The sequence below is a fragment of the Pseudothauera rhizosphaerae genome (assembly GCF_004801305.1).
Taxonomy (GTDB): domain Bacteria; phylum Pseudomonadota; class Gammaproteobacteria; order Burkholderiales; family Rhodocyclaceae; genus Pseudothauera; species Pseudothauera rhizosphaerae.
This window is the reverse complement of the sequence record NZ_SSOD01000008.1, coordinates 1-26109: the sequence shown is the minus strand read 5'-3', so window position 1 is coordinate 26109 and position 26109 is coordinate 1. Positions and strand designations below refer to the sequence as shown.

Here is a 26109-nt window from a genome sequence, read left to right as displayed (position 1 = left end):
CTACAGGCGGAAATGCCCGATTTCCTCGCGCAGCGTCCCGGCCAGTTGTTCCAGATGGGCTGCGGTGCTGGCCGCCTCGCCCACCGCGGCGTTGTTCTCCTCGGCCATCTGGGCGATCTGCTCCACGTTGCGCGCGATGTCGTTGCTGGCCGCGCTCTGTTCCCGGAGCGCCATGGAGATGTCGCTGACCGACTGCACCACGGTCTGCGCGCCGCTGCGGATCTCGTCCATCGCCGAGCCCGCGCGCCGGGTCAATTCCACGCCGTCGCGCACGCGCTTGACGCCGCGGTTCATGGACTGCACCGCCTCGCCGGTACCGCTCTGAATGGCCTGCACCATGGTGGAGATTTCCTGCGTGGCGCCGCTGGTACGCTCGGCGAGCTTCCTCACCTCGTCGGCCACCACCGCGAAGCCGCGCCCGGTCTCACCGGCACGGGCGGCCTCGATGGCCGCGTTGAGCGCCAGCAGATTGGTCTGGTCGGCGATCTCGCGGATCACGTTGACGATGCTGCTGATCTCTTCGGACGTCTTGCCCAGGGCCTCGATGGTGCCCGCGGTGGCATCCACCTCGCGCGCGATCAACTCCATCTCGGCCGCGGTCTGCTGCACCACCTGCGCACCGCTCTCGGAGATTTCGCCGGAACGGCTGGAGATGGCCTCGGCCTCGCTGGCGTGGCGGCCGATCTCGTCGATGCCCACGGTCATCTCCTCCACCGCGGCGGCCATGCTGGAGGCGGCCTCGCTCTGGTGGGCGGAGCTGCGGCTCACCTGGGTGGACGACGACGCCATCGACGCGGCGGCGTGGCTCACCTCGTCCGCACTGCGCTGCACGCGCTGCATGACCTCGGCAATGGATTGCGCCATGGCGTTGAAGCGCCCGGCCGCGATGCTGAGCTCGTCGCTCGAGCTCAGGGCAATGCGCGTGGTCAGATCGCCCTGGCCGAGCCGCTCGGCGCCCGCGCCCAGTTCATGCACCGACTGCTCGACGGCCAGGAACAGCGCCACGACGAAATAACCCAGCAGCAGGACGGCCACGACGGAAATGGCGACCACCGCATTCGAAGCCCGCAGCAGCCCGGCACGGCGCTCCTGCAGCAGCGTTTCGACGGTCGGCACGATGACCGCCGACGACTTGTCGAACGCCACCCTCAGCGCGGCGAAGGCTGCGTCGAAGAAGGCGATGGGCTCCTGCTGGAAGTACTCGGAAAGGATGTCGTCGATGACCCGGCCGCGGATCGATTCCACCGCCACCGCCAACTCGACGCGCAGGTCCTCCAGTTCCGTGCGCCGCTCGGGATTGGCCAGCGCCGCCCGCTCCAGCATCTCCTCGGCGGCCAGCATGGAGTGGTCGAGTTCGCCGATCTGCAGGGTCAGGTTCTGCCGCGTCGGCCCGTTGAGGTATTTTTCCGCCAGCACCGACGAGCCGAGCCCGTTCAGGCGCCCGATGCGCTCGGTGGCGTCCGGCACGGTCTCGGTGAGCAGGGAGATCAGGAAGGCGGTGTTGGCCTGCGGATCGAATGCCAGGCCGGTGCGCTCGGCCAGGTCGTGCAGCACCAGCACCACGTTCTTGATCATCAGCGTATGGCCGTCGAACACCCACTGCACCGTGGCGTTGATGTTGCGCGCCTTCTGGCTGCGGTACATCTCGCCGGCCTCGGTCCAGCGCGCGCGCCACTGGGTGCCTTCTCCGCCGTAGCTCGGCTCCAGCCCGGCCAGCATGCTTTCAGCCTGGGCCCAGGCCTCGTCCAGCGCCTGGGTGGCCGCCGGCAGGCGCGCCTTCATGGTGTCGTCGGCGTTGTCCAGCGCGCCGGCCGCCAATGCGCGGCGCAGTTGCACGGCCTCGACCACCTTGAGCAGGGGCCCCACCGCATGGAGGCCGTCGAGTTCGCGGTCCACGACGCCGACTTCGGTACGCAGCGACACGACGAGCGCCGCCAGCAGGTAGGCGATCGTCGCCGCGGAAACGATGCCCAGCAGCAGGAATTTCCAGCGGAACCGCAGCCGGTTGAGCAGGGCAATGGCGGGCGAAAACAGGAACGACATCGTCGGTTCTCCTCAAAGGGGGGAGCGGTCCGCTCCCCGCGGCAAGGGGCGGACATTTCTTGTTGGTATGCCTTGAACGGCCGCGCGGCGCATTTCTTTAGGCCATATGCCGCACGCGCCGCCGGGAGCGTAATGCACCCGCGGCACGTATGCCCATTGTGGGTAACGCGTACTACCGCCGCGCGGCGGCTCAGGCGAAGCGCCCGTCCTGCAGCCGCAGCGTGCGCTGGGCGCGCGCGGCCAGCGCCTCGTCGTGGGTGACGATGACGAAGCTGGTCGCCAGGCGCTCGTTGAGGGAGAGCATCAGGTCGAACACCGTTTCCGCCGTGCGCCGGTCCAGGTTGCCGGTGGGCTCGTCGGCCAGCACGCAGGCGGGCTGGGTGACCAGCGCCCGGGCGATGGCCGCGCGCTGGCGCTCGCCGCCGGACAGTTCGCCCGGAGCGTGGTCGAGGCGGTGGCCGAGGCCGACTTCCTTCAGCATCGCCGCGGCGCGCGCGTCCGCTTCCGCCCGCGCCATGCGGCGGATGTAGAGGGGCATGGCCACGTTCTCCAGGGCGGAGAACTCCGGCAGCAGGTGGTGGAACTGGTACACGAAACCCAGCGCGGCATTGCGCGCCTGCCCGCGCTCGGCGTCCGACATGCGGGAGAAATCCCGCCCCTGCAGGCGCACCGTGCCGGCGCCGGGCACGTCCAGCCCGCCCAGCAGATGCAGCAGCGTGCTCTTGCCCGAGCCCGAAGCGCCGACGATGGCGATGCGCTCGCCGCGCGCCACGGCGAAATCCACGCCGCGCAGCACTTCCACCGCATCCGCGCCCTCGCGGAAGGTCTTCACCAGCCCCTCGCAGGCCAGCACCGACGCGTTCGTCTGCGGATTCACCACGGCCTCACTCATAGCGCAGCGCCTCCGCCGGATTCACGCGCGAAGCGCGCCAACTCGGATACAGCGTGGCCACCAGGGTGAGCACGAAGGACACCGAGACGATGGTCACCACGTCCGCCGCCAGCACCTTGGAAGGCAGTTCGCTGATGTAGTAGATCTCCTTGTTCCACAACGTGGCGCCGGTCACCGACTCCAGGAAGGGGATCACCACGTCCAGGTTGTTGGCCAGCAGCAGCCCGGCCACAGTACCGCCGGCCAGGCCCACGAAGCCGATGATGGCCCCCTGCAGCACGAACACCGTCATGATGGAAGCGGGGCTCGCCCCCAAGGTGCGCAGGATGGCGATGTCCGCCTGCTTCTCCTGCACCGCCATGACCAGCGTGGACACGATGTTGAAGGCCGCCACCGCGACGATGAGGAACAGGATGATGGTCATCATCGTCTTCTCCAGCGCCACGGCGCGGAAGAAGTTGGCGTGGCTGCGGGTCCAGTCGGTGACCACCACCGGCTCGTCCATATAGCCGACCAGTTCCCGCGCCACCCGCGGCGCGGCGAAGAGGTCGGCGAGCTTCAGGCGCACGCCGCTCACCGCATCGTCCAGGCGGTACAGCACCTGGGCGTCGCGCAGGTGGATCAGCGCCAGCCCCGAGTCGTATTCATACATGCCGGCCTCGAAGACGCCCACCACCTGGAACTGGCGCACCCGCGGCAGCACCGCGGCCGGGGTCACCAGCCCCTGGGGGGCGATCAGCGTCACCTTGTCGCCCAGATGCACGCGCAGGGCCAGCGCCAAGTCGCGCCCCAGCACGATGCCGAAGCGCCCGGCCTGCAGTTCGTCCAGGCTGCCGGCCTTCATGTAGCGGGCGAAATCGGCCACGCGGTCCTCCTCGGCCGGCAACACGCCGCGCACCAGCGTGCCGCGCACCGCCTGGTCGAAGGACAGCATGCCCTGCTCCTGCACGTAGGGCGCAGCGGCCAGTACCTCCGGGTGGCGCGCGGCCCCGTCGGCCACGCGCTGCCAGGACTCCAGTTCGCCGCCATAGCCGCTCACCTGGATGTGGGAGGCCACGCCCAGGATGCGGGTGCGCAGCTCCTCCTGGAAGCCGTTCATCACCGACAGCACCACGATCAGCGCCGCCACGCCCAGGGCGGTGCCCAGCATGGAGACGGCGGAGATGAAGGAGATGAAGCGGTTGCGCCCCTGCGCGCGGCGCCGCGAGCGGGTATAGCGCAGACCGACCAGGAATTCGTATCGCATCGAGCGAAGCACTCGGGGGCCAAAGGGCGCCATTGTGCCGCAACGGGACGCCCAGCGGGCGCCCCGTTCCGCCTCGCCATCGTTTCAGCGCCATTCCCGGATTCGCCGGGCATGCAAATGTATCAAACCGTGACCCGGCAAAGCCCGTGCTAGACTGGCGCGCATCATATCTCCATACCGTCGTCATGCACTTCGAGCTCATGCTTCCCGGCCTGCTCCCGCCGACGCGCAAGCTGGCGGCGGGCCTGCATCTGCCGGCCTTCGAAACCATGCTCCGGTTCGCCCGGCTGTCCTGGGATGTCGGCACCAGCCACGAGAGTGCCGTCGCCAGCGCCTTCGGCCTGTCGCCCGACGACGTGCCGGTGGCCGCGCTGCGGCGCCTCGGCGAACGGGACGATGCCGCGGTGGACGGCTACTGGCTGTGTGCCGACCCGGTCCACCTGCACGGCTCCCACGATCACCCCATGCTGGACGACATCGGTGAAGCCCCCCTCTCCTCCACCGAGGCCACCTCGCTGCTGGAAGCCCTCAATGCCCATTTTCTGCCGGTGGAGAAGGGCTTCCTGCGCTTCGAGGCACGCTCGGCCCGGCGCTGGTATCTGCGCCTGAAAACACCGCCGGCCGTCAGCTTCGATTCCCTGCGGGAAGTGGTCGGCCGGCCGGTCGAACAGTTCCTGCCCCGGGGCGAGGATGCGCTGCACTGGAGACGGATCATCCACGAGGCCCAGGAGCTGCTGCGCAACCATCCGGTCAACCGGGCGCGCGAAGCCGCCGGGCGCCGCCCGTTCAACGGCCTGTGGTTCTGGGGCGCAGGCACCCTCCCGGAGCGCGCCCAGGCCCCGGCTTCCCTGATCCGCAGCAACGACAAGCTGACCCGCGGCCTGGCACGGCTGGCCGGCGCGCGGGTCGAAGCCCTGGGCCACCACCTGCCCGGCCGCAACAGCCTTATCGTCGACACCCGCCTGCTCCGCCCCGCCCAGCGTGGCGACGGGGACAAGTGGCGCAGCCGCCTGCGGGAAGTCGAATCGATCTGGTTCGCCCCCCTCCTCGCGGCCCTCGGAAGGAAGCAGCTATCCTCCCTGCACGTCGTTGCGCCCTGCGAGCAGGCCAGCCTGGACATCCACCTCCGGCCCCGGGATCTCCTCAAGCTCTGGCGCAGACACCAGCGCCTGGACCGGATACTTGCCCACCAGGGCTGACGCGGACACCCCGGCACCCCGCCACCGCGGCTGGTAGACTGCGCGCTTGCCGCAGCGACCCTCTTCCTCCATGCACCTTCACCTCGTCCTGCCCGGCCTGCTATGGCCCGGCACCCAGACTGCCGATCCGGCCGGGGGACTCGACCTGCCCGCCCTCGAACGCCTGCTCGGCCACGGCCGGCTGCGCACGTCCGCACCGACCGGAGCGGACGACTGGCTGCATGCCGCCTTCGCCCTCGATCCGCAGCAGGTTTCGGCCGCCGCGCTGCGCCGTCTTGGCGAGGAGGATGCCGGCACCCCATCCGGAGGCGCCGACTGGCTGTGCGCCGACCCGGTGGGCCTGAGTTTCGCCCGCGAACACCTGATCCTGGCGGACGCCTCCACGCTGGACATTGCCGCCGGCGAAGCCGCCGCGCTGATCGACGCCCTCAACGACACCTTCGCCGACGTGGGCCGCTTCGAGGCCGCCACGCCGGAACGCTGGTACCTGCGCCCGGCCGAACCGCCCGCGGCTCGCTTCGTCCCGCTCCTGCAGGCCGTCGGCCGCCCGGTGGCGCGCAGCCTGCCGGAAGGGGCGGACGCATCCCGCTGGCAGCGGGTGACGAGCGAAATCCAGATCATGCTGCACAACCATCCGGTCAACCGTGCCCGGGAGGAAGCGGGCCGGCCGCTCATCAACAGCCTGTGGCTGTGGGGCGGCGGCCATGTGCCGGCAAGCGCCCGCTCGCCCCTGCCCGCGGTGCAGGCGGCCTCCCCCGAAGTACGCGGTCTGGCCCGTGCCGCCGGCATCGACCCCCGCACGCCCAACCCCATCGATGCGCTGACCACCCCCACGCTGGTGGTCCTGGAGCACCTCGCCCGTCCCGCCCTCCACCTGGACCTGGACGCCTGGCGCAACGGCCTGGCAGCGCTGGAACGGGAATGGTACGTACCTGTACTGGACGCCCTGAAAACCGGACGCCTGAAAACGCTCATCCTCAGCGCCCCCGGCACACGCGCCACGCTGGAGCTCACGCTCTCTGCCCGCAACCTGTGGAAGTTCTGGCAGCGCCCCCGCAGCCTCGACGCCCTGCACAAGACCCTGCCCTGAGCCCTCCATGAACGCCCAGCCCCGCATCCATCCCCGCCCGGTGCCCCAGCGCGCGCTCGCCATGCTGACCCAGGCCGGCATCCACCCCCTGCTCGCCCGCCTGTACGCGGCGCGGGGCGTCGTCGCGCCGTCCGATCTCGATTACTCCCTCGGCGCCCTGCTGCCGCCCGACGCGCTCACCGGCACGCGGGAAGCCGCGGAACTCCTCGCCGACGCCATCGAAGCCGGCGCGCGCATGGTCATCGTGGCCGACTACGACTGCGACGGCGCCACCGCCTGCGCCGTGGGCGTGCGCGCCCTGCGCGCCTTCGGCGCCGACGTGCACTACCTGGTGCCGGACCGCGCCACCATGGGCTACGGCCTCACCCCGGCCATGGTGGAGCTGGCCGCGCGCATGGAGCCGGACCTGCTGATCACCGTGGACAACGGCATCGCCAGCGTGGAAGGCATCGCCGCCGCCCGCGCCCACGGCATGGCCACGCTGATCACCGACCACCACCTGCCCGGCGACGAACTGCCCGAGGCCGACGTGATCGTAAACCCCAACCAGCCCGGCTGCGACTTCCCCAGCAAGGCGCTGGCGGGCGTGGGGGTGATGTTCTACGTCATGCTCGCGCTACGCGCCGAACTGCGCGAGCGCGGCGCCTTCGCCGGAGGCAAGGAGCCCAACCTGGGCGACCTGCTGGATATCGTCGCGCTGGGCACCGTGGCCGACGTCGTGCAGCTCGACCGCAACAACCGTATCCTCGTCTCCCAGGGCCTCGCGCGCATGCGCGCTGGGCGCCTGCAGCCGGGCGTCCGTGCCCTGTTCGCCGCCGCCGGGCGCGACCCGGCGCGCGCCGCCAGCACGGATCTGGGCTTCCTCATCGGCCCGCGCCTGAACGCCGCCGGGCGGCTCTCGGACATGAGCCTGGGCATCGAATGCCTGATCACCGACGACGCCGGCCGGGCGCTCAACATCGCCCAGGAACTGGACAAGCTCAACCGGGAACGCCGCGCCATCGAGGCCGACATGCAGGAAGGGGCGCTGGCCCGCCTGGAAGGCTTCGACGCCGCCGAATCCGCCAGCGTCAGCCTGTACGAGCCGGACTGGCACCAGGGCGTGGTCGGCATCGTCGCCGGGCGCATCAAGGAACGCCTGCACCGCCCCACCATCGCCTTCGCCCCCGGCGCCGAGGGCGAGATCAAGGGCTCCGGCCGCTCCATCCCCGGCCTGCACCTGCGCGACGCCCTGGACCTGGTGAGCAAGCGTGCGCCGGACCTCATCCTGCGTTTCGGCGGCCACGCCATGGCCGCCGGGCTCGCCATCCGCACCGGAGACTTCGACCGCTTCAGCCAGGTGTTCGAGGAAGTGGTCGCCGGCCTGGTCAGCCCCGCCGACCTCACCCGCCGCATGGACACGGACGGCGCCCTGGAATCCGGCTGGATGAGCCTGGAAGGCGCGCGCCTGATCGAGCAGGACATCTGGGGCCAGGGCTTCCCCGCGCCGCTCTTCGACGACGTGTTCCGCGTCGAGAACCAGCGCCTGCTCAAGGACCGCCACCTGAAGCTGCAACTGGTGAGGGGCAGCACGCGTTTCGATGCCATCCGCTTCAACCACGCCGACGGCGCCCCGCCCGACCTGCGCGCCGCCTTCCGCCTGAGCATCAACGAGTACAACGGCGTGTCCAGCGTGCAACTGATGCTGGAGCATTTCGAGCCGGCCTGATCTCCCCGGAGCGGGTCCGAGGACTGCGGTATACTTTGCGGTTTTCCGCATTGCCCCGGAGCAGTCCCATGGAAGCCGAACGCCTCAACGCCATCGCCGAAAAACTGGCCGACCTCGCCGCGCGCGGCCGCGAACTGCGGAGGTATCTTTGACTACGATGCCAAGGCATCGAAGCTCGAAGAAGTAAATCGCGCCCTGGAAGACCCGGCGGTCTGGAACGACGCCGAACGCGCCCAGGAACTCGGCAAGGAGAAGCGCCAGCTCGAAGACGTGGTGCTGACCCTGCGCCACATCGACCAGCAGTCCACCGATCTCAAGGATCTCTTCGATCTCGCCGAAGCCGAGGACGACGAGGACACCCTGGCGGCGGTGGAAGCCGACCTGGGAGACCTGGAAGCGGGCGTGCACAAGCTCGAATTCCGCCGCATGTTCTCCAACCCCATGGACCCCAACGCCTGCTTCATCGAAATCCAGGCCGGCGCCGGCGGCACCGAGGCCCAGGACTGGGCCGGCATGCTGCTGCGCATGTATCTGCGCTACTGCGAGCGCAAGGGCTTCCAGACCGAGCTGCTGGAGGAGTCCGAAGGCGAAGTAGCCGGCATCAAGGGCGCCACCATCAAGGTCGCCGGCGACTATGCCTACGGCCATCTGCGCACCGAGACCGGCATCCACCGCCTGGTGCGCAAGAGCCCCTTCGACTCCAACGCGCGCCGCCACACCAGCTTCACCTCGGTGTTCGTGTACCCGGAAGTGGACGATTCCATCGAGATCGAGATCAACCCCGCGGACCTGCGCATCGACACCTACCGCGCCTCCGGCGCCGGCGGCCAGCACATCAACAAGACCGACTCCGCGGTGCGCATCACCCACGAGCCCACCGGCATCGTCGTGCAGTGCCAGAACGACCGCTCCCAGCACAAGAACAAGGCCGAGGCCATGTCCATGCTGAAGGCGCGCCTGTACGAAGCCGAACTGCGCAAGCGCCAGGCCGAGCAGCAGAAGCTGGAGGACAGCAAGAGCGACATCGGCTGGGGCCACCAGATTCGCAGCTACGTGCTGGACCAGTCGCGCATCAAGGACCTGCGCACCAACTACGAGGTGGGCAACACCCAGGCCGTACTGGACGGCGACCTGGACGACTTCATCGCGGCGAGCCTGAAGCAGGGGGTGTGAGCCAAGCGCCAGGAACACAAAGGACACTCCTCCCCCTTCAAGGGGGAGGCTGGGAGGGGAATGGGTTTCCCCGACGTGCTAGACCCATCCCCACCCCAACCCTCCCCTTGAAGGGGAGGGAGAACCCCCAATGACCGACCTGCATCGGTCATCTACCACACACCAGACACCATTGAACCCGCCCCTCGACCTCGCCGAATTCCTCGCCCCCGGCGTCGCCGCCGACGACGTGCCGGAACTCGCGCCGCTGGTCGCCGCGCGGCCGCTGCTGGACGCCTTCATCACCCTGTTCCGCGGCTCCGAGGCCGAGGTGCTGCTGCGCCTGCTGGTGCTGCGCGAGATCGGGCGCGAATCCGATAGCCCGCGCTGGTCGCCGGACGCCCTGCGCGCACGCTTCACCTACCTCGACCCGGTGAAGCTGGAAACGGTGCTCAAGCGCCTGCGCGACAACGCCCTGCTGGCCTTCGCCGACGACGGCCTGTACCACCTCTCCGACCTGGGCCGCAACGCGGTGGCGGCCATCGCCATGCTGCTGCGCTTCGCCGACGGGGAGGACGCGGAACTCGGCTTCCTCACCGCGCAACTGGCCGGCCTGCAGGCGGTGGGCAGCCTCACGCCGGAAGCACTCGGGCATCTCCTCTCCAAGCTCAACGACCTCACCTGGCATTTCGAGGAAGCCATCGCCTCCGGCTCGGAATTCCACATCCTCGCCGCACGGCGGCGCCTGTCGGCCAACGAGAAATGGCTGGCGCGGGGCACGGAAATCCTGCGCGAGCTGCTCGCGGACCCGGACGTGCCCTTCGAGATCGCCACCATCGCCCAGCGCATCGGCCTCGCCCAGTCGCGCCTGGCGCGCGCGGACGCGAGCTTCCAGCGCGCGCTGAACAAGATCGAGGCCCAGCGTGTAACGCTGGGCGCCTCGGGCATCTCCTCGTCCGACGTCTCCGCCTGGCTGCGCACGCTCACCGCCGAACGGCTGGCCGCCTTCGCCGACGAGGCGCTGGCCCTGGTGCCGGAGATCGCCCTGCTCGCCGGCGGCCACGAACTGCTGGACCGGGCGGAGGCCGTGCTCTCCGACGAAGTGCGTGCCCGGGAAGTGGACACCACCCTGCCCCCGCCGGACGCCGCCGAGGTCAACACCGCGCCGGAAACGGAGGACCTCGCCCTGCTGGAACACTTCGCCGGCCGCCTCGGCGCCGTCACCCGGCCCGCGTCCCTGGCCGAAGTGGTGGCCGGCGGCGGTTTCGCCCCGGCCGCCTACCGCCTGTCGCTGCTGGCCCTGCTGGCCGACGGCGAATCGTCCGGCCCCGCCGACGGCCCGGTTGGCGAGTTCATGCGCCTGCCGCTGGACGTGCTGTTCGGCGACACGCTGGAAGCAGTGAATGAAGACGAGATCGCGCTGATCTCCGCCGGCCGGGTCGCGCCGCGTGGCACATCCGATGGATACGATACCGTTCGCCCTGAGCCCCTCGACAGGCTCGGGACAGGCCCTGTCGAAGGGCGATTGCAACAAACGGGCTTCGACAGGCTCAGCCCGAACGGTCGTTGAAGACCAGGCCATTCATCCCATGGAACAGGACATCAAGACCCTCACCGCCCGCCTGCTCGCCAACCGCTGGCTGCCCCGCAGCGACCGCCTGGTGCGCCGCGCGCTGGTGGACGAGACCTTCCGCGTGGAACTGGACCACCGCCTGGCCGCGGTGGGCTTGCAACTGCAGGACAACCCCTACGCCGGACACGTGGCCGCCGCCCTCGCCGCGGAGATGGTGGAACCAGTGTTCGGCGCCAAGCGTGAATACGCCGCCAGCAACGTGGGCCTGACGCGGGACGAGATCGCCCTGCTGGTGGTCATCTGGTCCCTCATCGTGCTGCCCAAGCGGGAGCGCCAGGTCACCCGGCGCGAAGTCGCCGACGACGGCCAGGGCGACATGTTCGGCGCCGAGAAACCGGTGGAGCATGGCGACGCGGTTTCCGCCGGCATCCCGGAAGCCTCCCTGATCGCCGACTTCGGCCCCCTGCTGGGCGGACGCAGCCGGGTGAAGAACTTCATGCTCGGCAAGCTCGCCCGCCTGGGCTTCATCGAACGCCGCAACGGCATCGTCGCCGAAGGTCCGCTGCTGGACGTGGCGCTGGACTACCGCGTGCTGGCCGACCGCATCATCCACGGCACGCTGGCCGAAGTCATCGCCCGCGCCGGCCATCCCATGCCGGAAGCCAACGCCTTCGAGGTGGCCGACGTGCTGCCGGACGAGGACGAGACCGGGGAAGACGCCTGACATGTTCCACATCAAACAGCTCGAACTCGTCCACTGGGACTACTGGCGCCGCTTCTCCCTGCCGCTGGACGCCCAGATCATCACCATCGTCGGCCCCAACGGCTCGGGCAAGACCACCCTGCTCGACGCGCTCCGCACCCTGTTCGCCCTGCGCTGCTCGGGCAAGCGCGACTTCCGCCGCTACGTGCGCAGGGCCGACCGCAGCTTCGCGTGGATACGCGCCGTGGTCGCCAACCAGCCGGGCAGCACGGGGCGGCGGCCCTTCTTCCCCTGCCTCGCCGACGAAGTGACGCTCGCCTGCCGCATCCGCCGCGCCGGCGGCGAATGGACGCGGGACTACGCCATCGTGGACGGCGACCAGCCCATCGAGGCCCTGGAACGCACCGAAGACTGGATCGGCCTGCGCGACTACCAGAGCCGGCTCGCCTGGGGCGGGCTGACGCCGGCCATCGCCAAGGTGCTGGCCCTCGAACAGGGCGACACCGACAAGCTGTGCGAATACTCGCCCAAGGCCCTGCTGGAGCTGGTGTTCGACGTGTTCGGCGACAAGGAGGTGCTGGACAACTACGCCACCGCCCGCGAGGAACAGAAGAACGCCGAGCGCGAACTGGACGACCTGGGCCTGGACCTGGACCGCCTGCGCGCCCAGGCCGAAGCCCGCCGCCTGGAAGCCGACAACTACCTGCAGTGGAAGCAGCTCGACGACGAGGCCCAGGCCCTGGAAGCCGAGATCGTGCCCCGCCTGGAAGCCGCCGAACTGGCCCGCGACACCGCCGCAGAACGCCAGCAGCTCGCCGCCGAACGAACCGAGCGCGCCGCCCGCCAGAGCGAACGCCGCCAGGCCCTGCAGCGCCTGGACGAAGTACGCGCGGAAAAGACCGCGGCGGAAGCCGAACGCGCCCAGTTGAAGCAGGACGGCCAGGGCATCGAAACCGCCTACCTCGCCGCCCGCGACCGCGTGCGCGACCTGGAAAAACTGCTGGCCGAGCGCGACGCCCTGCGTGCCCAGCTCGCCGCTGAACACGGGGCCGACGCCGTCGCCCTGGAACGGGAGCACGAAGCGGCCGAAGCCGTCCTCGTCCGCCTGCGCGCCCAGGAGCGCGAGCTGGTCGCCCGCTTCGAGGAAAACTCCCACAGCCTGCGTGCCGCCCGGAGCCGCAGCGGCCCGCCCAGCGACCCGGACGTGGCCCTCTTCCGCGCCCTGCTGGATGAAGAGGGCATCGCCCACCGAGGCCTCGCCGAAGTCGTGGAAGTCACCGACGCCGGGTGGCAAGCCGCCCTGGAAGCCGTGCTGCGCCCCTACCGCCACGTGCTGCTGCTGGAGCGGGAATCCGACCGCCACGCCGCCTGGGCCCTGGGCGAGCGGGAACGCTTCCGCCACTTCGTCGTGCCGGAACGGGAAACCGCCCCGCCGCCGCGCCCCCAAAGCCTGGCCGAAGTGGTCAACTTCAGCGCCCCCGTACCGCGCTGGCTCACCGATCTGCTCAACCGCATCCGCCGCGTGGAGGACGTGGAAGCGGCCCGCGATCTGCCCCGCGACGTGGAATGGATCACCCGCGACGGCTACCACCGGGAACGCCGCGGCGCCCGCCACCTGGGCCGCCCGGCCGACTTCCACTTCGGCGAGTTGGCCCGCCAGGCCCGCATCGCCCGGCTGGAAGAAGACATCCGCGATCTGGACCGGGAACTCTCCGCCCTGCGCCCACGGGTACAGGAAGCCGCCGACCGCCTCACCGCCCTGCGCTCGCGCCTGCTCGGCCTGCAATCCGCACAACTCCTCGCCGCCAGGGCGGAAACCTACGCCGTGGCCGAAACCGAACTGCCCCAGGCCCGCAGCGAACTCGCCACCGCCGCCGAAGCGCGCGACCAGATCGAGACCCTGCACGAAGAACTCGGCGGCCAGCTTGCCGGCATCCAGATCGAAATCGAACGCCGCAACCGCGAGCTCGCCGCCATCGAACAGCGCCTGGCCGAACTCGACCGGGACACCGCCCCGCGCCGCCACGCCCAGGCCCAGCGCCTCATCCGCTTGCGGGCGCTCCGCCGTGGCATGCCGGCCCACTGGCGCGACCCGGCCGACATCGCCCTGCTCGCGGAACGATACGAATCCGCCGCCGGTGCCCGCCGCGAGCGCGACCGCCTGCGCACGCGGCTCGCGGAAGGCGACTGGGTCACCGACCCGGCCGTGCTCACCGTCTCCGAACGCCTCAAGGCCGACGTGGCCAAGCGCGAACAGGACTACCGGGAACGCCAGGGCTACTGCGCCACCACCCGCCGCCTCACCGAGGAAGCACGCAACGCCTACATCGCCAAACTGCGCGCCACCGTGCGCCAGTACGGCAAGAACCTCAAGGCCCTGGGCGAACTGGCCGGCGTGGGCGTGGACTGCCCGCCCCCGGCGCTCGGCACCGACGATCTGTCGCTCACCCAGGCCGGTCTGGAAGTGCGCTTCGACTTCGACCGCAAGGGCGCCGTGGGCCTCAACGACGGCGAAGCCTCCGGCGGCCAGCAGGTGATGAAGTCGCTGATCCTGCTCATCGCCCTGCTGATGGACGACGCCCGCCCCGGCGGCTTCGTCTTCATCGACGAACCCTTCGCCCACCTGGACGTGGCCAACATCGACCGCGTCGGCACCTTCCTGCGCGCCACCCGCGCCCAGTACCTCATCACCACCCCGGTCACCCACAACGCCAACGTCTTCGCCCCCGCGCAACTCACGCTGGTGACGCGCAAGAAGAAACCAGGGGACGACTGGGCGCCGACTATCGGGGTGCTGCAGCGGGCGGTGTAGCGCTCCCGACGCGCGTATCATTGCGCCGCGAGTCCGACGATATTCCGTGCCAGCGGCTTCCGGTTCTACTTCTTCTCGCGGGAACAACCGCGCATGCACGTTCACGTCCAAGGCCAGAACGGCGAGGCAAGATTCTGGCTGGAGCCTCCTGCCATCGAGCTGGCCCAGCATACGGGTCTTGCCCGCCAGGAGATCAACGAGGCGCTACGCCTGGTCCGGGAGCACGAACATGACATCCGCCGCGCTTGGCACCAGCACTTCCCCGGCTGAAGTCACCAATATTTCCGCGCATGGCCTCTGGATCCTGCTCGACGATGCGGAACTCTTCCTGCCGTTTACGGAGTTCCCCTGGTTCCGGGAAGCTCCCATCGGCAAGGTTCTGAACGTGGAACGGCCTTCGGTGAATCACCTGTACTGGCCCGATCTGGACGTGGACCTCGCCGTGGAGTCGATCCGCCATCCGGAACGCTTCCCGCTCGTCAGCCGCCAGCAATCGAACTGACCGGCAGCACACCACGTATTGCCGACGAAAAGAATGCCGGCCGTCACCGAACCCCACTGGCTCCCGCCCGACGCCCACGGCCTTTCCACCGCCTGGCTCACCGACCCCGCCCGCTCCACCCTGCGCGGCAAGCGCCTGCGCCGCGCCTTCGACCGTCCCCCCGCGGCGCTGGACACCTGGCCCGCCCCGTGGCGCGAACTGCTCGGCGCCTGGGTACGCCGTGCCACGCCGGACAAGCACTGCCGCCACGAAGCCCTGCTCAAGCAGGCCGGTGCCGGCCGCGCCAACACCGCGCTCGCCCTCTTCGAACGCCTGCTGGCCGACGGCCTCGCCGAAGTGGAAGAACGCCGCGCCCCGCCCCACGGCTGGCAGGCCCACAGCCTGCGCTTCATCGACCCCGCCGCATTGCGCCGCGCCCTCGGCCTGCCCGAACCCGACGCCGCCCGGCAGGAGTGGGCACAGCGCGTCCGAACCGCCTTCGACCGCCCCGACCTGGACGCCGCCCGCACCGCACTGGACACTCTGCCGCCTGCCAGCGCGCTCGCCCGCCTGCAACTGCTGGAAGCCCTGGCCGAATGGGCGCGGCAGAGCCGCGACGGCGGCAGCGCCACCCGGCGCGACCTCGCGTACTTCGCCCGCCAGGACACCAAGAAAATAACCGACGCCGAATGGCAATGGCTTGCGGACAACCTGGACCTCGCCGCCTTCGGCATTGCCGCCCACGCCCCGCTGCTGCTCATCGCCGCCGGCTGCCGGCTGGAAAGCGGAAACGGCACGCTCGATCTGGCCGCCCTGCCCGCCTTCATCGGCCTGCCGCCGCAAGCGGTGCAGGCCATCGCCCGCATCCACGCCCCGCCCCGGCGCTGGCGCCTGGTGGAAAACCGCAGCGCCTTCGAAAAAGCCGCCGCCGCCCGCGAACCCAATGAAGCCGTGCTCTGGCTGCCCGGCTACCCACCCGGCTGGTGGCGCGAGGCCGTCGCCCATCTGCTGGAACTCGCCCCCGCGCCAGCCGCCATCGCCTGCGACCCCGACCCGGACGGCATCGCCATCGCCCTGCAGGCCGCCGGACCGTGGCAAGCGGCCGGACAAGCCTGGGAACCCTGGCACATGGGCGGCGCGGACCTGCACCGCCTCGCCCACCGCCGCCCCCTCACCGAGCGCGACCGCGGCCAGCTCGAACGGCTGCGCCAGCGCGGCGACCTGCCCCCGGCACTCGCCGAGCTCGCCGATGCGATGCTGGAACTGGGCGAAAAAGGCGAGCAGGAAAGCCTCTTCTGGTGACATCAGGACCATCTCGCACCTGATCGGCATTCGAGACAAAAGCATTCATACGACTGCCCCACCCTGCTGATGACATTGATCTTCCACGCAGCGGAGACTAGAGTAGTGCAATACCAACCGCCACTCGGTAAGACCACTTCATGAACACCTTGACCATCAAGATTCCACCCGCCCTGGAACACGATCTGCAGCAGGCGAGTGAACAGGAACACGTCAGCAAGTCGGAACTGGTGCGCCGTGCGCTGACGATCTATCTCGGCCAGCGCACGGCCGCAGACTCCTTCATCTCCGCGCTGGATCTGGCTGGCGAACTGGCCGGCTGCTTTTCCGGCGGCCCTGCCGACCTGTCTTCCAACCCCCGCCATCTGGACGGGTTCGGACGCACGTGAGCGGCCACATCATCCTCGATACCGGCCCCTGGGTAGCACTGCTGTTCCGTGACGACACCCATCATGCCTGGGCGCGGGCGCAGTTCGCACAGTACCCCGGCCCCTTCCTGACCTGCGAGGCCGTTGTCGCCGAAACCTGCTTCCTGCTGGCCCGCTCCGGTTTCGATCCGGCCAGGGCGCTGGCACTGATCGAACGTGGCGCCGTACGGGTCGCAATGTCGCTGAACGAGCAGATCAGGGCCGTACGTGCATTGTTCGAACGCTACGACAACGTGCCCGCCTCACTTGCAGATGCCTGCCTGATAAGGCTATCGGAATGCCACGACCCGTGCCGCATCCTGACCCTCGACAGCGATTTCCATGTCTATCGCCGCCACGGCCGCAAGACCATCCCGCTGATCTCGCCCTTCCCCTGATCGCCGCGCCTCCCGATGCAGCTCGATCTCTTCGCCCACAGCCGTGACGTGATGCTGCGCAACGATCTGCTCGCGGCGCTCCGGTCCCGCGATGCCCCGGCCAGCGAACACGCACTCGCCGCGCTGGCTGCCGAATTTCCCCACGACCCTGCCTTGGCCCCGGCCCGTCTGCTGGCCGGCCGGCTCAGCCCGGACATCCCGCCCTTCCCCACGCACGCAGACGCACTGCAAACCATCGCGCGCCTCGAACGGGAAACCCGCCCGGCCGCCGCATCCCTGTTCGGCGAGCAACAGGCGGAACGCTGGCTGCACCCCGCCTGGCACGCCCTCGCTCACGCGGCCGCACACCTGCCCTACCATCCGGATGCGCCCGAAGCGCACGCCGCCCCACTGTTTCTGCGCGCCCGCCACTGGTGCGAAGCGGAACACCACGCAAGCGCCATCGAATCCTGGCGGCGCATTCCGCACCCGCTGGCCTGGACCGCGGAAGCCCGCTTTCACCTGCACGGCCTGGACACCGCATGGCCCCTGCTGGCCGAACTCGCCTGGCTCGATGCCGTGCGCTTCGGCGATCTTGCCCGCCGCCTGCCGTCGAAGGCGCTGACCGGCCTGCTCCTGCAATACGAACGGGAATTCGCCGACACCCCCGCCGACCACGCCTGGTTTCCCGCCTGGGCGCTGCTCGACCATCCCGAACTGCGCACCGTCCTGCAAACGGCCACCACCCCGCAGCGCACCCCGCAGGAAGAAGCCTGCCGAACCCTCATCCGCCTGCTCGCCCTCGAACGCCAGGGCCGCCACGCCGACATCGTCGAAGAGCGCAAACGCCTGCGCGCCCTCAACGGGGAACTCTTCGGCCTCTACATGCAGACCCGCACCTGAAACCGCCCGGCCCGCAAGAAACGGTCAAAACCTGTCCAGCGGACTCACCACCCCGAACCCACCCCGGTTGAGCACGTGCGTGTAGATCATCGTCGTCGCCACATCCGCATGCCCCAGCAACTCCTGCACCGTGCGGATGTCGTAGCCACCTTCCAGCAGATGGGTGGCAAACGAATGGCGCAAAGTATGCGGGCTGACCGGCTTGACGATGCCCGCCAACGCCGCCGCCCGCTTCACCGCCCGCTGAACCCGCCGTTCATCCAGGTGGTGGCGCCGCACCGCGCCCGAACGCGGATCGGTGGAAAAACCGTCCGCGGGAAACAAATACTGCCAGCCCGGCGACTTCGCCGCCGCCGGATACTTCGCCGCCAACGCGTGAGGCAGCCACACCTCGCCCCGCCCGGCCAACAGGTCGGCCCGATGCTGCGCCTCCACCTGCGCCGCCTGCGCGCGCAAAGGCTCGACCAGTCGGGCGGGCAGCACCGTCACCCTGTCCTTGCCGCCCTTGCCGTCCCTCACCATGATCTGCCCCTGCGCGAAATCCACGTCCTTCACACGCAGGCGCAGGCCTTCCAGCAGGCGCATCCCCGTGCCATACAGCAGGCGGATCACCAGTTCCATACGCCCATCGTCCACCGCGCCCATCAGGCGCCGCACTTCCTCCACAGACAACACCGAAGGCAGCCGCGCCGGCCGCTTCGCCCGCGTCACCTCGTCCAGCCACGGCAGCGGCTGCTCCAGCACCTCCCGGTACAAAAACAGGATCGCCGCCAGTGCCTGCGACTGCGTCGCCGCACTCACGTCTCGCTCCACCGCCAGCGCGGTCAGGAACGCCTCCACCTCCGCCTTGCCCATGTCGCGGGGATGGCGCTTGCCGTGGTGGATGATGTATCGTCTGATCCATCCCAGATATGCCTGCTCGGTACGCAGACTGTAGTGCTTGAGGCGGATGCGGTCGCGCACCACGTCGAGCAGGCGGGGAGCGGAAGGGAGTGACGTGCTAATCATGTTAGGCGACACCATGACATTGTCGTTGTTGAATCATACGAGAAAAATCAGAATGATACGGAAGACATTTCAACAAACCCGTATGTCGCATAACACCCTTACGCCGTCATTTGTCGTCTACTAAACGTTAGGGCGCTATTCCGCATGGACACGCAGACCATTGAACTGCTGGGCCGCAATCGGTTGGTGGATGAACTTCTTCTCGCCGGCCTCGAAGTTGCACTTCCGGCCAGAGATAGGGGTGTTGATCTAATTGCCTACGTTGATCTTGAATCGAAAGTTTCCAGTTTCGTCGCCGTCCCAATCCAGATGAAGGCTGCGTCTACTCGGGCGTTCTCCATTGACCGGAAGTACTCGAAGATCGCAAACCTTCTACTCGCGTATGTTTGGGGCCTCAAAGAACCTGAGCACGCTGTTACTTATGCGCTCACGTATCCCGAAGCACTCGCAGTAGCCAAAGCTATGGAATGGACAACTACGGCATCTTGGGAGAAAGGAACGTACTCCACCTCAGCCCCAAGCAAGAAGCTATGTGAGCTTCTCGCTCCGTACAAAATGTCGTCCGCCGCTTGGTGGCAGCGCATCTCGGGGAAACCAAATGCCGCGCCCTAACCCGGCAGTCAACCGGACCTGCGCGAAAAGCCGCGCAGGCCGGTTACTTCTACGTTAGCCCGCTACAAACATGGCCGATGCTCTTCGCCTTCAGTTCAAGCCCGATACGGACGGTACGGGCGAGTTGTTCGCTGAAGTCTTGTCCAACGGCTTTGCTGGTGCCGCTTCGGCCAGGTTTAGCGAAAGCGGCCTCGTTGAGCTTGCGAAGAAACTCGCCACCGCATTTCCGCTACCGGCCGATCCACCACTTGGAATCCGTGGTGGCTATTGGAGCAAGTCTGGTGAGGGCCTCGAGCAAGAGCATGTCGGCTTGACGTTCTACCCAGTTGGTTCCCTTGGTCGGGTCGGGTGCCGCGTCGTGCTGTCCACTCCCGTTCATCAACACAACCGGCCGGAAGGGCAATCGTCGTTGGCCGTTGATCTGCTCACGACCTACGAAAGCCTGGGCGCTTTTTCTCGGTCTCTGGAGTTACTCGCAACTGGAGGCGTTAATGAAGCAGTTCTCGAAGCAGCGGGCTAACCCTGCGATGCAGGGGACCTGGCGCATAAAGCCGCGCCAGGTCCCTGACCTTGAACGTTAGGAGAAGAAATCATGACCTTTAAGGTTGGAGATGTTGTCAAGCTAAAGAGCGGTGGCCCAGACATGACTGTCGACTATGTTGGAGAAGTGGAGTTTCCGCATGGAGGAAAAGCACCAACCGTCTCGTGCACTTGGTTTGTAGGCAAAAAGCTGGAGCGCAACAGCTTCAAGCCCGAGGTGTTGGCCCTTGCAAATTCTCCTAACTAGTCGCTCAACTCCGCTACCTTCGGTCGCTGGACGCTGCGCGATAAAACCGCGCAGCGCCGGTTAGCTCTACGTTAGAAGGCGGGCCGTTTTCCGAGCCAATTTTGTCGCCCACGCCCCACTTCAAGCACCACTCCCTGGCATACGCCGCCTCAAGTTCAGGCGCTTTGCCTCAAACAGCCACCGGTTCGCCACTTGGCGGCCAACCGAAAGGTAGCCATCTTCACCAAGTTAGCCGCCTCCAAAACCACTGCCTTCGCCATTTGTCCGCTCGCGCCCCAAATTCCCCCAAAGGCTTTTCTCCCGCCCACGCCTCATGCTAAATTCATCAGCATTTTCACCTTCTAACCTCTCGGTCAACCGGACGCCCGGCAAGCTGCGCTTGCCGGTCCCCTCCGCGCTTCGCGCTACGGTCGCCGGTTACCTCAAACTACAAGGGCTTCCCCATCTGTCAAGCAATAGCGTCCCGTGGCCGGCGGAGCGGCAGTGATTTTTCTTGCCAAACAAATACCTTCCGAGTGATCTGCAAACAAGGCGAGAACAACAAGGTGCGGACTGGCCAGACTACAAACGGTCACTCTTGCAGCGCTTCAGTGGCTGCGGACCCTGATGAAGGACGCACGCGGGGAACCCATTCGTTAGCCGGCGCTGATGCAGCCGCCCTTGAATTAATCGGTCACGCCCCGCGCAGGTCCAGACCTGTTGTCATCAACGCTTGCCGTCACACGGCGGTCAAATCGGTGCTTGTTGGTCGGTTGCAGGCTGGAACTGGATCAGGCTGGCAGCACAAAGGCTTCGCCTCGTCGCAGTACCGCCCAGGCCATGCGTGCGTTCTTGGCGGCAATGGCCACCACCGCCTTCCAGTAGCCTCGCCGCTGCTGCAATGCCATCGCCCAGCGACTCAATGTGTCGGTCTTGTTCCTGGCTGCCACCAACACGGCCCGGGCGCCCATGACCAGCAAGCTGCGCAGGTAAGGATCTCCTGCCTTGGTGATGCGCCCCAGTCGGGCCTTGCCGCCCGAACTGTACTGGCCGGGCACCAAACCCAGCCAGGCGGCGAACTGGCGGCCGCACTCGAAGTCATGACCATTGCCGATCAAGGCCACCAGGCAGGTGGCGGTGGTCTCGCCTACACCGCTCAGGCGGGTAAGGCGTTGAGCACGACTGTCCTGACGGGCAATTTCCCGGATGTGGCGGTCGTACTGCGCGATGCGTTCATCGATCCGGCCGACCTCGCTGAGCAGATCACCGATGACCGTATTGGCCCAGCCGGGCAGTTCCTCCAGGCATTCGCCCGCGCGCCTGCGCACCGTGGCGGCCTTGAGCGGCAGCACGATGCCGAACTCGGCCAGCAGACCCCGGATGCGGTTGAGCGTAGCGGTGCGTTGTTCGACAAAGCCTTGGCGGGCACGGTGCACCATCAGGTGCGATTGCTGATCGAGCGTCTTGATCGGCACGAAACGCATGTGTGGGCGCTGCACGGCCTCGCAGATCGCCGCGGCATCGGCCGCATCGTTCTTGCTGCGCCGCCCGCTCATGCGGTAAGGCGTCACGAATTTCGGCGCGATCAGACGAACAGTATGACCGGCCGCCTGAAACAACCGCGCCCAGTGGTGCGCGCCCGAGCACGCTTCCATGCCAACCACGCACGGCGGCAGGCTTGCGATGAGTTCATGCAGCTTCTCGCGCAGTACCGCCGGGCGTACCAACCCGGCACGGCCAGCCTCATTGACGCCATGCACGGCAAATACGTTCTTGGCGAGATCGATTCCAACGGTCACAATGCTCATGGACTTCCCCTTTCGGACGGATTGATGAGAGTTCGCACTTCCCATCGTGGCACTCAGGTGCCGATTACCGCAATGCGGTCAGGCCGGGACGGGGAAGTCCCTTTCATTCGTTGGGCCTCACAACCCGTATGAGCAATAGCCATTCCATCCCGTTGAACACATCCCTGCCAAAGCGGGTAGGCCCTTGGGTCATTGTGTCGTTTGTTGTGCTTGCTCTTGGCAGTGCGTTCGTATCGGTGGTCTTCTGGATACTTGGTGTTGGCGTCCCCCAGCACACCCACAACTTAATGGCTCTTTTGTTTGCCGCTATCAACATCACGTGCGTTGTCGTTGGTGCCCAGTGTCTAAAAAGAGGGCAGCGTCTAGTCGCAATAGCATCGGTTCTGTTGGCTGTTCCGGCATGCGTTGCCGCTGTAGCCGTGGCGGCATATGTATTCCATCTTTAGGCTCTGGGGAACAACCCACCGTGAGGCCCAACCCTGCAATCCACCGGACCTTGCGCGACAAGCCGCGCAAGGCCGGTGATTTTGAACGTTAGGCCTTTTACTCAATCTGTTCGCAACCTTTAAGGAAATCTTCGCATTGGACATCCCACGGATATTCAACATCACGGAAAGTGCGCACCGTATCCACAACCCGTTCACACCCGACAAGTTCGCTAGTCTCGGCGCTGCATTGCGTCTGGAGCCGGAGGCACGAGTGCTTGACCTTGGTAGCGGTTCGGGGGAGATGCTGTGCACCTGGGCACGCGATCACGGCATTATCGGCACCGGCATTGACATGAGTCCGTTGTTCACCGAGCAGGCGAAACAGCGCGCTGAAGAACTCGGTGTTGCCCATCAAGTCAAGTTCATTCACGACGATGCGGCAGGTTACGTCTCCGATGAGAAGGCCGACGTGGCCGCTTGTGTCGGTGCTACATGGATTGGCGGAGGCGTCGCCGGCACCATCGAGCTTCTGGCGCGCAGCCTACGCACCGGCGGAATCATTCTGATCGGTGAGCCTTATTGGCGGCAATTGCCGCCAACGGAAGACATTGCCAAGGAATGTCTTGCCAACTCAATCTCCAACTTCCTCACCCTTCCAGAACTTATCGCATCTTTCGATCAGCTCGGCTACGACGTTGTTGAAATGGTTCTGGCTAATCAAGACGGTTGGGACAGATACGAAGCGGCCAAATGGCTCACCATGCGCCGATGGCTTGAAGCCAATCCCGACGACGAGTTAACGAAAGAGGTTCGAGCCAAACTAACCTCGGAGCCTAAACGCCATGCCGCTTACACGCGCGAGTACCTAGGCTGGGGTGTGTTCGCACTCATGCCGCGATGAGCATTGGCGTCTTGGTCGCCGTCTCGCCAAAGCCGACTTTTGCGCTTTGGGCTATCGGCCTAACCCATCATTCCACCGGACCTGCGCGAAAAGCCGCGCAGGCCGGTGAATTCATTCGTTAGGGGATTGCATTGAGTGCCTTGGCTATAGGCGTAGTTTTGGTCATATCGTGCTGTGGTCTCGCTCCTGTGATCTATGCTGCGCGAAAACGCTTCTGGCGTGAAATTTCTATTTGGCTACTTGGCACACTTGCAGCAGTTTTGCTTACCTACCTTGTCTCACATGAAATTTTTCGGGCTGTAATGTCTGTTGCAATCATCCTGTTCGATTTATGGTTATGGAATATTGCGGAAAAACACAATGTTCCACCACACATCATCTCCTAACCCTACAATGCACCGGTTCTTCAAAAGCTGCGCTTTTGCCGCCCGGTGATTTCCACGTTAGCCCTCTTCATTTCCCACCTTTGCCATGACCACGAACTTCTCCACAGAATTCCCAATTGACTCCGGTAAGTCCGTTGCAGATGTCGTTCACCTTGCGTATCAGTGGGTATCTGGGAGTCCGCACACGAAGATACCCAAAGCCGAATTGGATGAACTACCGGTTGATGCAGAAAGAACCATATCTGCATTTTCCGAGCAGGTAACGACAGCCTGCGCAAACGGCCAAGACTTTGCGATAGGTGGCCTTCGCTACGTCCGCACGGAAAGTGGGTTGGAATGGACGACATCCATTGTTTCTCTCAAAACAAATGAACGTCATGTTCTTAGCCTTCAGGTCTCCTGCGAGGCTCTGAGTACCGCTGTCCGGCTTCCTCCCCCGAAAAAGCCCTATTTCATTCGGCAAGCCCTCGAAAAATTGGGTGGCGGAATGGATGGCGAAGTTCCAGTGACGGATAGACCATTCCGCCTTGCCGAAGGTGAGGCAAGCATCGCAGCCGCTTTGATAAGTGGCCTTGCAAGAAATAAGTTGCCTATCGTTTATGTCAGCGCGGGATTTGACGGCAACCTCCTCGTCAACCCGAATGAACTCGCGCAGTACGTTTCAGGAATGGCACACGTCGTGGTTGAGCCAAGCCGCGAATTCTCGTATCACCTTAAGACCCTTACCAATTCCCGCAATGCCTTTGGCGGCACGGTCGGCGTCTATTGGCCGGAGAGCGATGCCCGAAAGTCGTATTTCATCGACGAAGCCATGCCGAACCCGCGAGCCATCCAACTGGAGATTGCGAAAGACATCAGGCTAGCGCTTTCAAATCGGCGACTGCGCTCTACTTGCACATGGGCTCATTTGAAAGAAACGATTTCGCGCAAGCGATTCGATCTACTCAGGTCGCAAGGGTCTACTGCGCTACAGGAGTACATTGATGCATTCGACGCTGAACAAGCAGCGAAGGATGGAAAGCTAATAGAGGCCGAGCAAGAAATCTCCCGCCTGCATGCCGAGATTAAGCGCCTTGCATCTGCCAATCAATCATCTGTGGCGGGGCTTATCTCGCCCGGGAAAGAGCAAGACCTTTATCCCCATGAAATTCGTGACATTGCGATTGCGGCACTACAGGAAGCATTACGTACAACTCGAGAAAACAGCCGGCGCCAGCATGTCCTTACTGATCTACTCAATATAAACCAGCCATCACGCCACGCTGAGAGGATGCAGGAAGAAATCAAGTCGCTATTCAAAACCTACCGTGACATGGATGCGCCAACTCGGAGTGCATTGCTAAATCTTGGCTTTAGCATCTCCGAAGATGGAAAGCACTACAAAGTCGTGTTTCAGAGCGATGGCCGCTATACGTTCACTCTTCCCAAAACGAGCAGCGATCACCGCGCCGGAAAAAATATCGCGAGCGATATCAATAATGCACTCCTGTAAAAAAGGGCTAACCCTGCGGTGCAGGGGACGCTGCGCGATAAAGCCGCGCAGCGTCCCTGACCTTGAACGTTAGGTATTCAGAATGCTCAAATTTCTAGGCAAACTGTTCAACAGGGATCTCACAACTCCGGCAGAGCCCATTGATACGAATGTATCGGAGGACGAAATATGGGAAATTCTGCATCCCACGAACAAGGCCGAACTGTCCAAAAGAAAGAAGAATCTACAGCGGTTTCTGCAGTTCGCTACATCCCATTTGACCAAGACTGAATCTCAACGTCTATGCCGAATTGGGAAATCAGCCCTGAATGACACAGAAGACTCATTTGAAGCACTGAGTGAAGTAGCGTCAGGCGAAGATGGACAACGGAGAGGTAAGTGGGTGTTTATCCAATTAGATTGGAAAGCACGAGAGGAAATTACTTGGCAGGTTTCCGAAATTCTGAGCACACTCGGTTTCGGCGAACGCTGGGAACACGATTGCGAAGCGGAATTTCGTTCCGTTCACGAAGCACTGCTTTCCCTTTCGGAGTGGCTCACCGCAAGAGGCTTAGCACTTTTGCACTTCGAGACAAACTCCGATTTCTATTGCTCCTTCATTGTCAAATCATCGGATGTGGCGAGTGCCAAAGAGCTTGCAGCGGAGGCCCAACTCACGCTTTACGATCATGCTGAATTTTTACGCCAAAATACCTAAGGAAGTGCTGAACAAATGCCCGCGGACCGATTTCGAGCGCGTATCAGTGACGGGCTTTCGACTTTGATGGCGTTTTTCGCTTCCGATCGGGTCGTCCTCGGGCTGTTGCCCTCCGTTTTTGCT

The 26109-nt window shown here is 65.7% G+C and carries 24 protein-coding genes; 19 read left to right on the top strand and 5 right to left on the bottom strand.

Annotated features, from left to right (window positions below; all coding sequences use genetic code 11):
- The 3 genes from E6O51_RS11315 to E6O51_RS11305 all read right to left on the bottom strand — a co-directional run bounded on the left by E6O51_RS11315 (position 1) and on the right by E6O51_RS11305 (position 4181).
- Positions 1–2043, bottom strand: a complete 2043-nt coding sequence (locus E6O51_RS11315) for a methyl-accepting chemotaxis protein (protein WP_136385101.1) — start codon at positions 2041–2043, stop codon at positions 1–3.
- Positions 2044–2233: 190 nt separating this feature from the next.
- The gene (lolD, locus tag E6O51_RS11310) at positions 2234–2935 is read right to left on the bottom strand and encodes a lipoprotein-releasing ABC transporter ATP-binding protein LolD (protein ID WP_136385100.1); all 702 of its coding nucleotides are present in this window, start codon (positions 2933–2935) and stop codon (positions 2234–2236) included.
- On the bottom strand, positions 2928–4181 hold the full coding sequence (locus E6O51_RS11305; RefSeq protein WP_136385099.1) for a lipoprotein-releasing ABC transporter permease subunit: 1254 nt from the start codon (positions 4179–4181) through the stop codon (positions 2928–2930). Before E6O51_RS11305 ends, lolD begins: the two co-directional genes overlap by 8 nt.
- Positions 4182–4366: 185 nt before the next feature.
- Between E6O51_RS11305 and E6O51_RS11300 the strand changes: the two genes are divergently transcribed.
- From E6O51_RS11300 to E6O51_RS11240, 13 genes are all read left to right on the top strand, one after another.
- Positions 4367–5380, top strand: a complete 1014-nt coding sequence (locus E6O51_RS11300) for a hypothetical protein (protein ID WP_136385098.1) — start codon at positions 4367–4369, stop codon at positions 5378–5380.
- A gap of 70 nt (positions 5381–5450) precedes the next feature.
- A complete protein-coding gene (locus E6O51_RS11295; RefSeq protein WP_136385097.1) occupies positions 5451–6470 on the top strand; it encodes a hypothetical protein in 1020 nt (339 codons plus the stop codon).
- A gap of 7 nt (positions 6471–6477) precedes the next feature.
- Positions 6478–8178, top strand: coding sequence for a single-stranded-DNA-specific exonuclease RecJ (gene recJ, locus E6O51_RS11290; protein WP_136385096.1), 1701 nt, complete (start codon positions 6478–6480; stop codon positions 8176–8178).
- A 68-nt stretch (positions 8179–8246) separates the two neighbouring features.
- A protein-coding gene (prfB, locus tag E6O51_RS11285) for a peptide chain release factor 2 (protein WP_136385095.1) occupies positions 8247–9351 on the top strand; the annotation gives its coding sequence in 2 pieces (ribosomal slippage) (positions 8247–8327 and positions 8329–9351; 1104 coding nt in all).
- Between the two features lie 172 nt (positions 9352–9523).
- Positions 9524–10900 carry a hypothetical protein gene (locus E6O51_RS11280; RefSeq protein WP_230976766.1) on the top strand — a complete coding sequence of 459 codons (1377 nt, stop codon included), beginning with the start codon at positions 9524–9526 and terminating at the stop codon, positions 10898–10900.
- Positions 10901–10919: 19 nt separating this feature from the next.
- Entirely contained in the window at positions 10920–11627 is a 708-nt protein-coding gene (locus E6O51_RS11275; protein WP_136385094.1) for a hypothetical protein, read from the top strand.
- 1 nt (position 11628) lies between these two features.
- On the top strand, positions 11629–14418 hold the full coding sequence (locus E6O51_RS11270) for an AAA family ATPase (RefSeq protein ID WP_136385093.1): 2790 nt from the start codon (positions 11629–11631) through the stop codon (positions 14416–14418).
- Positions 14419–14511: 93 nt separating this feature from the next.
- Complete coding sequence (locus tag E6O51_RS11265) at positions 14512–14688, top strand: DUF4160 domain-containing protein (protein WP_136385092.1); 177 nt, start codon at positions 14512–14514, stop codon at positions 14686–14688.
- Positions 14648–14920, top strand: a complete 273-nt coding sequence (locus E6O51_RS11260; protein ID WP_136385091.1) for a DUF2442 domain-containing protein — start codon at positions 14648–14650, stop codon at positions 14918–14920. The genes E6O51_RS11265 and E6O51_RS11260 overlap by 41 nt, the downstream gene beginning before the upstream one ends.
- Positions 14921–14953: 33 nt before the next feature.
- Positions 14954–16201, top strand: coding sequence for a toprim domain-containing protein (locus E6O51_RS11255; RefSeq protein WP_136385090.1), 1248 nt, complete (start codon positions 14954–14956; stop codon positions 16199–16201).
- Between the two features lie 140 nt (positions 16202–16341).
- The gene (locus tag E6O51_RS11250) at positions 16342–16590 is read left to right on the top strand and encodes a ribbon-helix-helix protein, CopG family (protein ID WP_136385089.1); all 249 of its coding nucleotides are present in this window, start codon (positions 16342–16344) and stop codon (positions 16588–16590) included.
- Entirely contained in the window at positions 16587–17006 is a 420-nt protein-coding gene (locus E6O51_RS11245) for a type II toxin-antitoxin system VapC family toxin (protein ID WP_230976765.1), read from the top strand. The genes E6O51_RS11250 and E6O51_RS11245 overlap by 4 nt, the downstream gene beginning before the upstream one ends.
- 15 nt (positions 17007–17021) lie before the next feature.
- Positions 17022–17888 carry a hypothetical protein gene (locus E6O51_RS11240; RefSeq protein ID WP_136385088.1) on the top strand — a complete coding sequence of 289 codons (867 nt, stop codon included), beginning with the start codon at positions 17022–17024 and terminating at the stop codon, positions 17886–17888.
- A gap of 24 nt (positions 17889–17912) precedes the next feature.
- On the opposite strand, the gene E6O51_RS11235 is transcribed toward E6O51_RS11240, so the two are convergent.
- On the bottom strand, positions 17913–18911 hold the full coding sequence (locus E6O51_RS11235; protein ID WP_136385087.1) for an integron integrase: 999 nt from the start codon (positions 18909–18911) through the stop codon (positions 17913–17915).
- Between the two features lie 129 nt (positions 18912–19040).
- On the opposite strand from E6O51_RS11235, the gene E6O51_RS11230 reads away from it, so the two are divergent.
- The 3 genes from E6O51_RS11230 (at position 19041) to E6O51_RS11220 (ending at position 20295) form a co-directional block, all read left to right on the top strand.
- The gene (locus tag E6O51_RS11230; RefSeq protein WP_136385086.1) at positions 19041–19508 is read left to right on the top strand and encodes a hypothetical protein; all 468 of its coding nucleotides are present in this window, start codon (positions 19041–19043) and stop codon (positions 19506–19508) included.
- Positions 19509–19578: 70 nt separating this feature from the next.
- Positions 19579–20028, top strand: coding sequence for a hypothetical protein (locus E6O51_RS11225; RefSeq protein WP_136385085.1), 450 nt, complete (start codon positions 19579–19581; stop codon positions 20026–20028).
- A 72-nt stretch (positions 20029–20100) separates the two neighbouring features.
- Entirely contained in the window at positions 20101–20295 is a 195-nt protein-coding gene (locus E6O51_RS11220; RefSeq protein ID WP_136385084.1) for a YodC family protein, read from the top strand.
- 770 nt (positions 20296–21065) lie between these two features.
- Here the strand turns inward: E6O51_RS11220 and E6O51_RS11215 are convergent.
- Entirely contained in the window at positions 21066–22082 is a 1017-nt protein-coding gene (locus E6O51_RS11215) for an IS110 family RNA-guided transposase (protein ID WP_136385083.1), read from the bottom strand.
- A 582-nt stretch (positions 22083–22664) separates the two neighbouring features.
- Between E6O51_RS11215 and E6O51_RS11210 the strand changes: the two genes are divergently transcribed.
- The 3 genes from E6O51_RS11210 to E6O51_RS11200 all read left to right on the top strand — a co-directional run bounded on the left by E6O51_RS11210 (position 22665) and on the right by E6O51_RS11200 (position 25986).
- Complete coding sequence (locus tag E6O51_RS11210) at positions 22665–23411, top strand: SAM-dependent methyltransferase (RefSeq protein WP_136385082.1); 747 nt, start codon at positions 22665–22667, stop codon at positions 23409–23411.
- Positions 23412–23882: 471 nt separating this feature from the next.
- A complete protein-coding gene (locus E6O51_RS11205; RefSeq protein WP_136385081.1) occupies positions 23883–25289 on the top strand; it encodes a hypothetical protein in 1407 nt (468 codons plus the stop codon).
- A gap of 82 nt (positions 25290–25371) precedes the next feature.
- A complete protein-coding gene (locus tag E6O51_RS11200; RefSeq protein ID WP_136385080.1) occupies positions 25372–25986 on the top strand; it encodes a DUF6630 family protein in 615 nt (204 codons plus the stop codon).
- Positions 25987–26109: the final 123 nt, after the last annotated feature.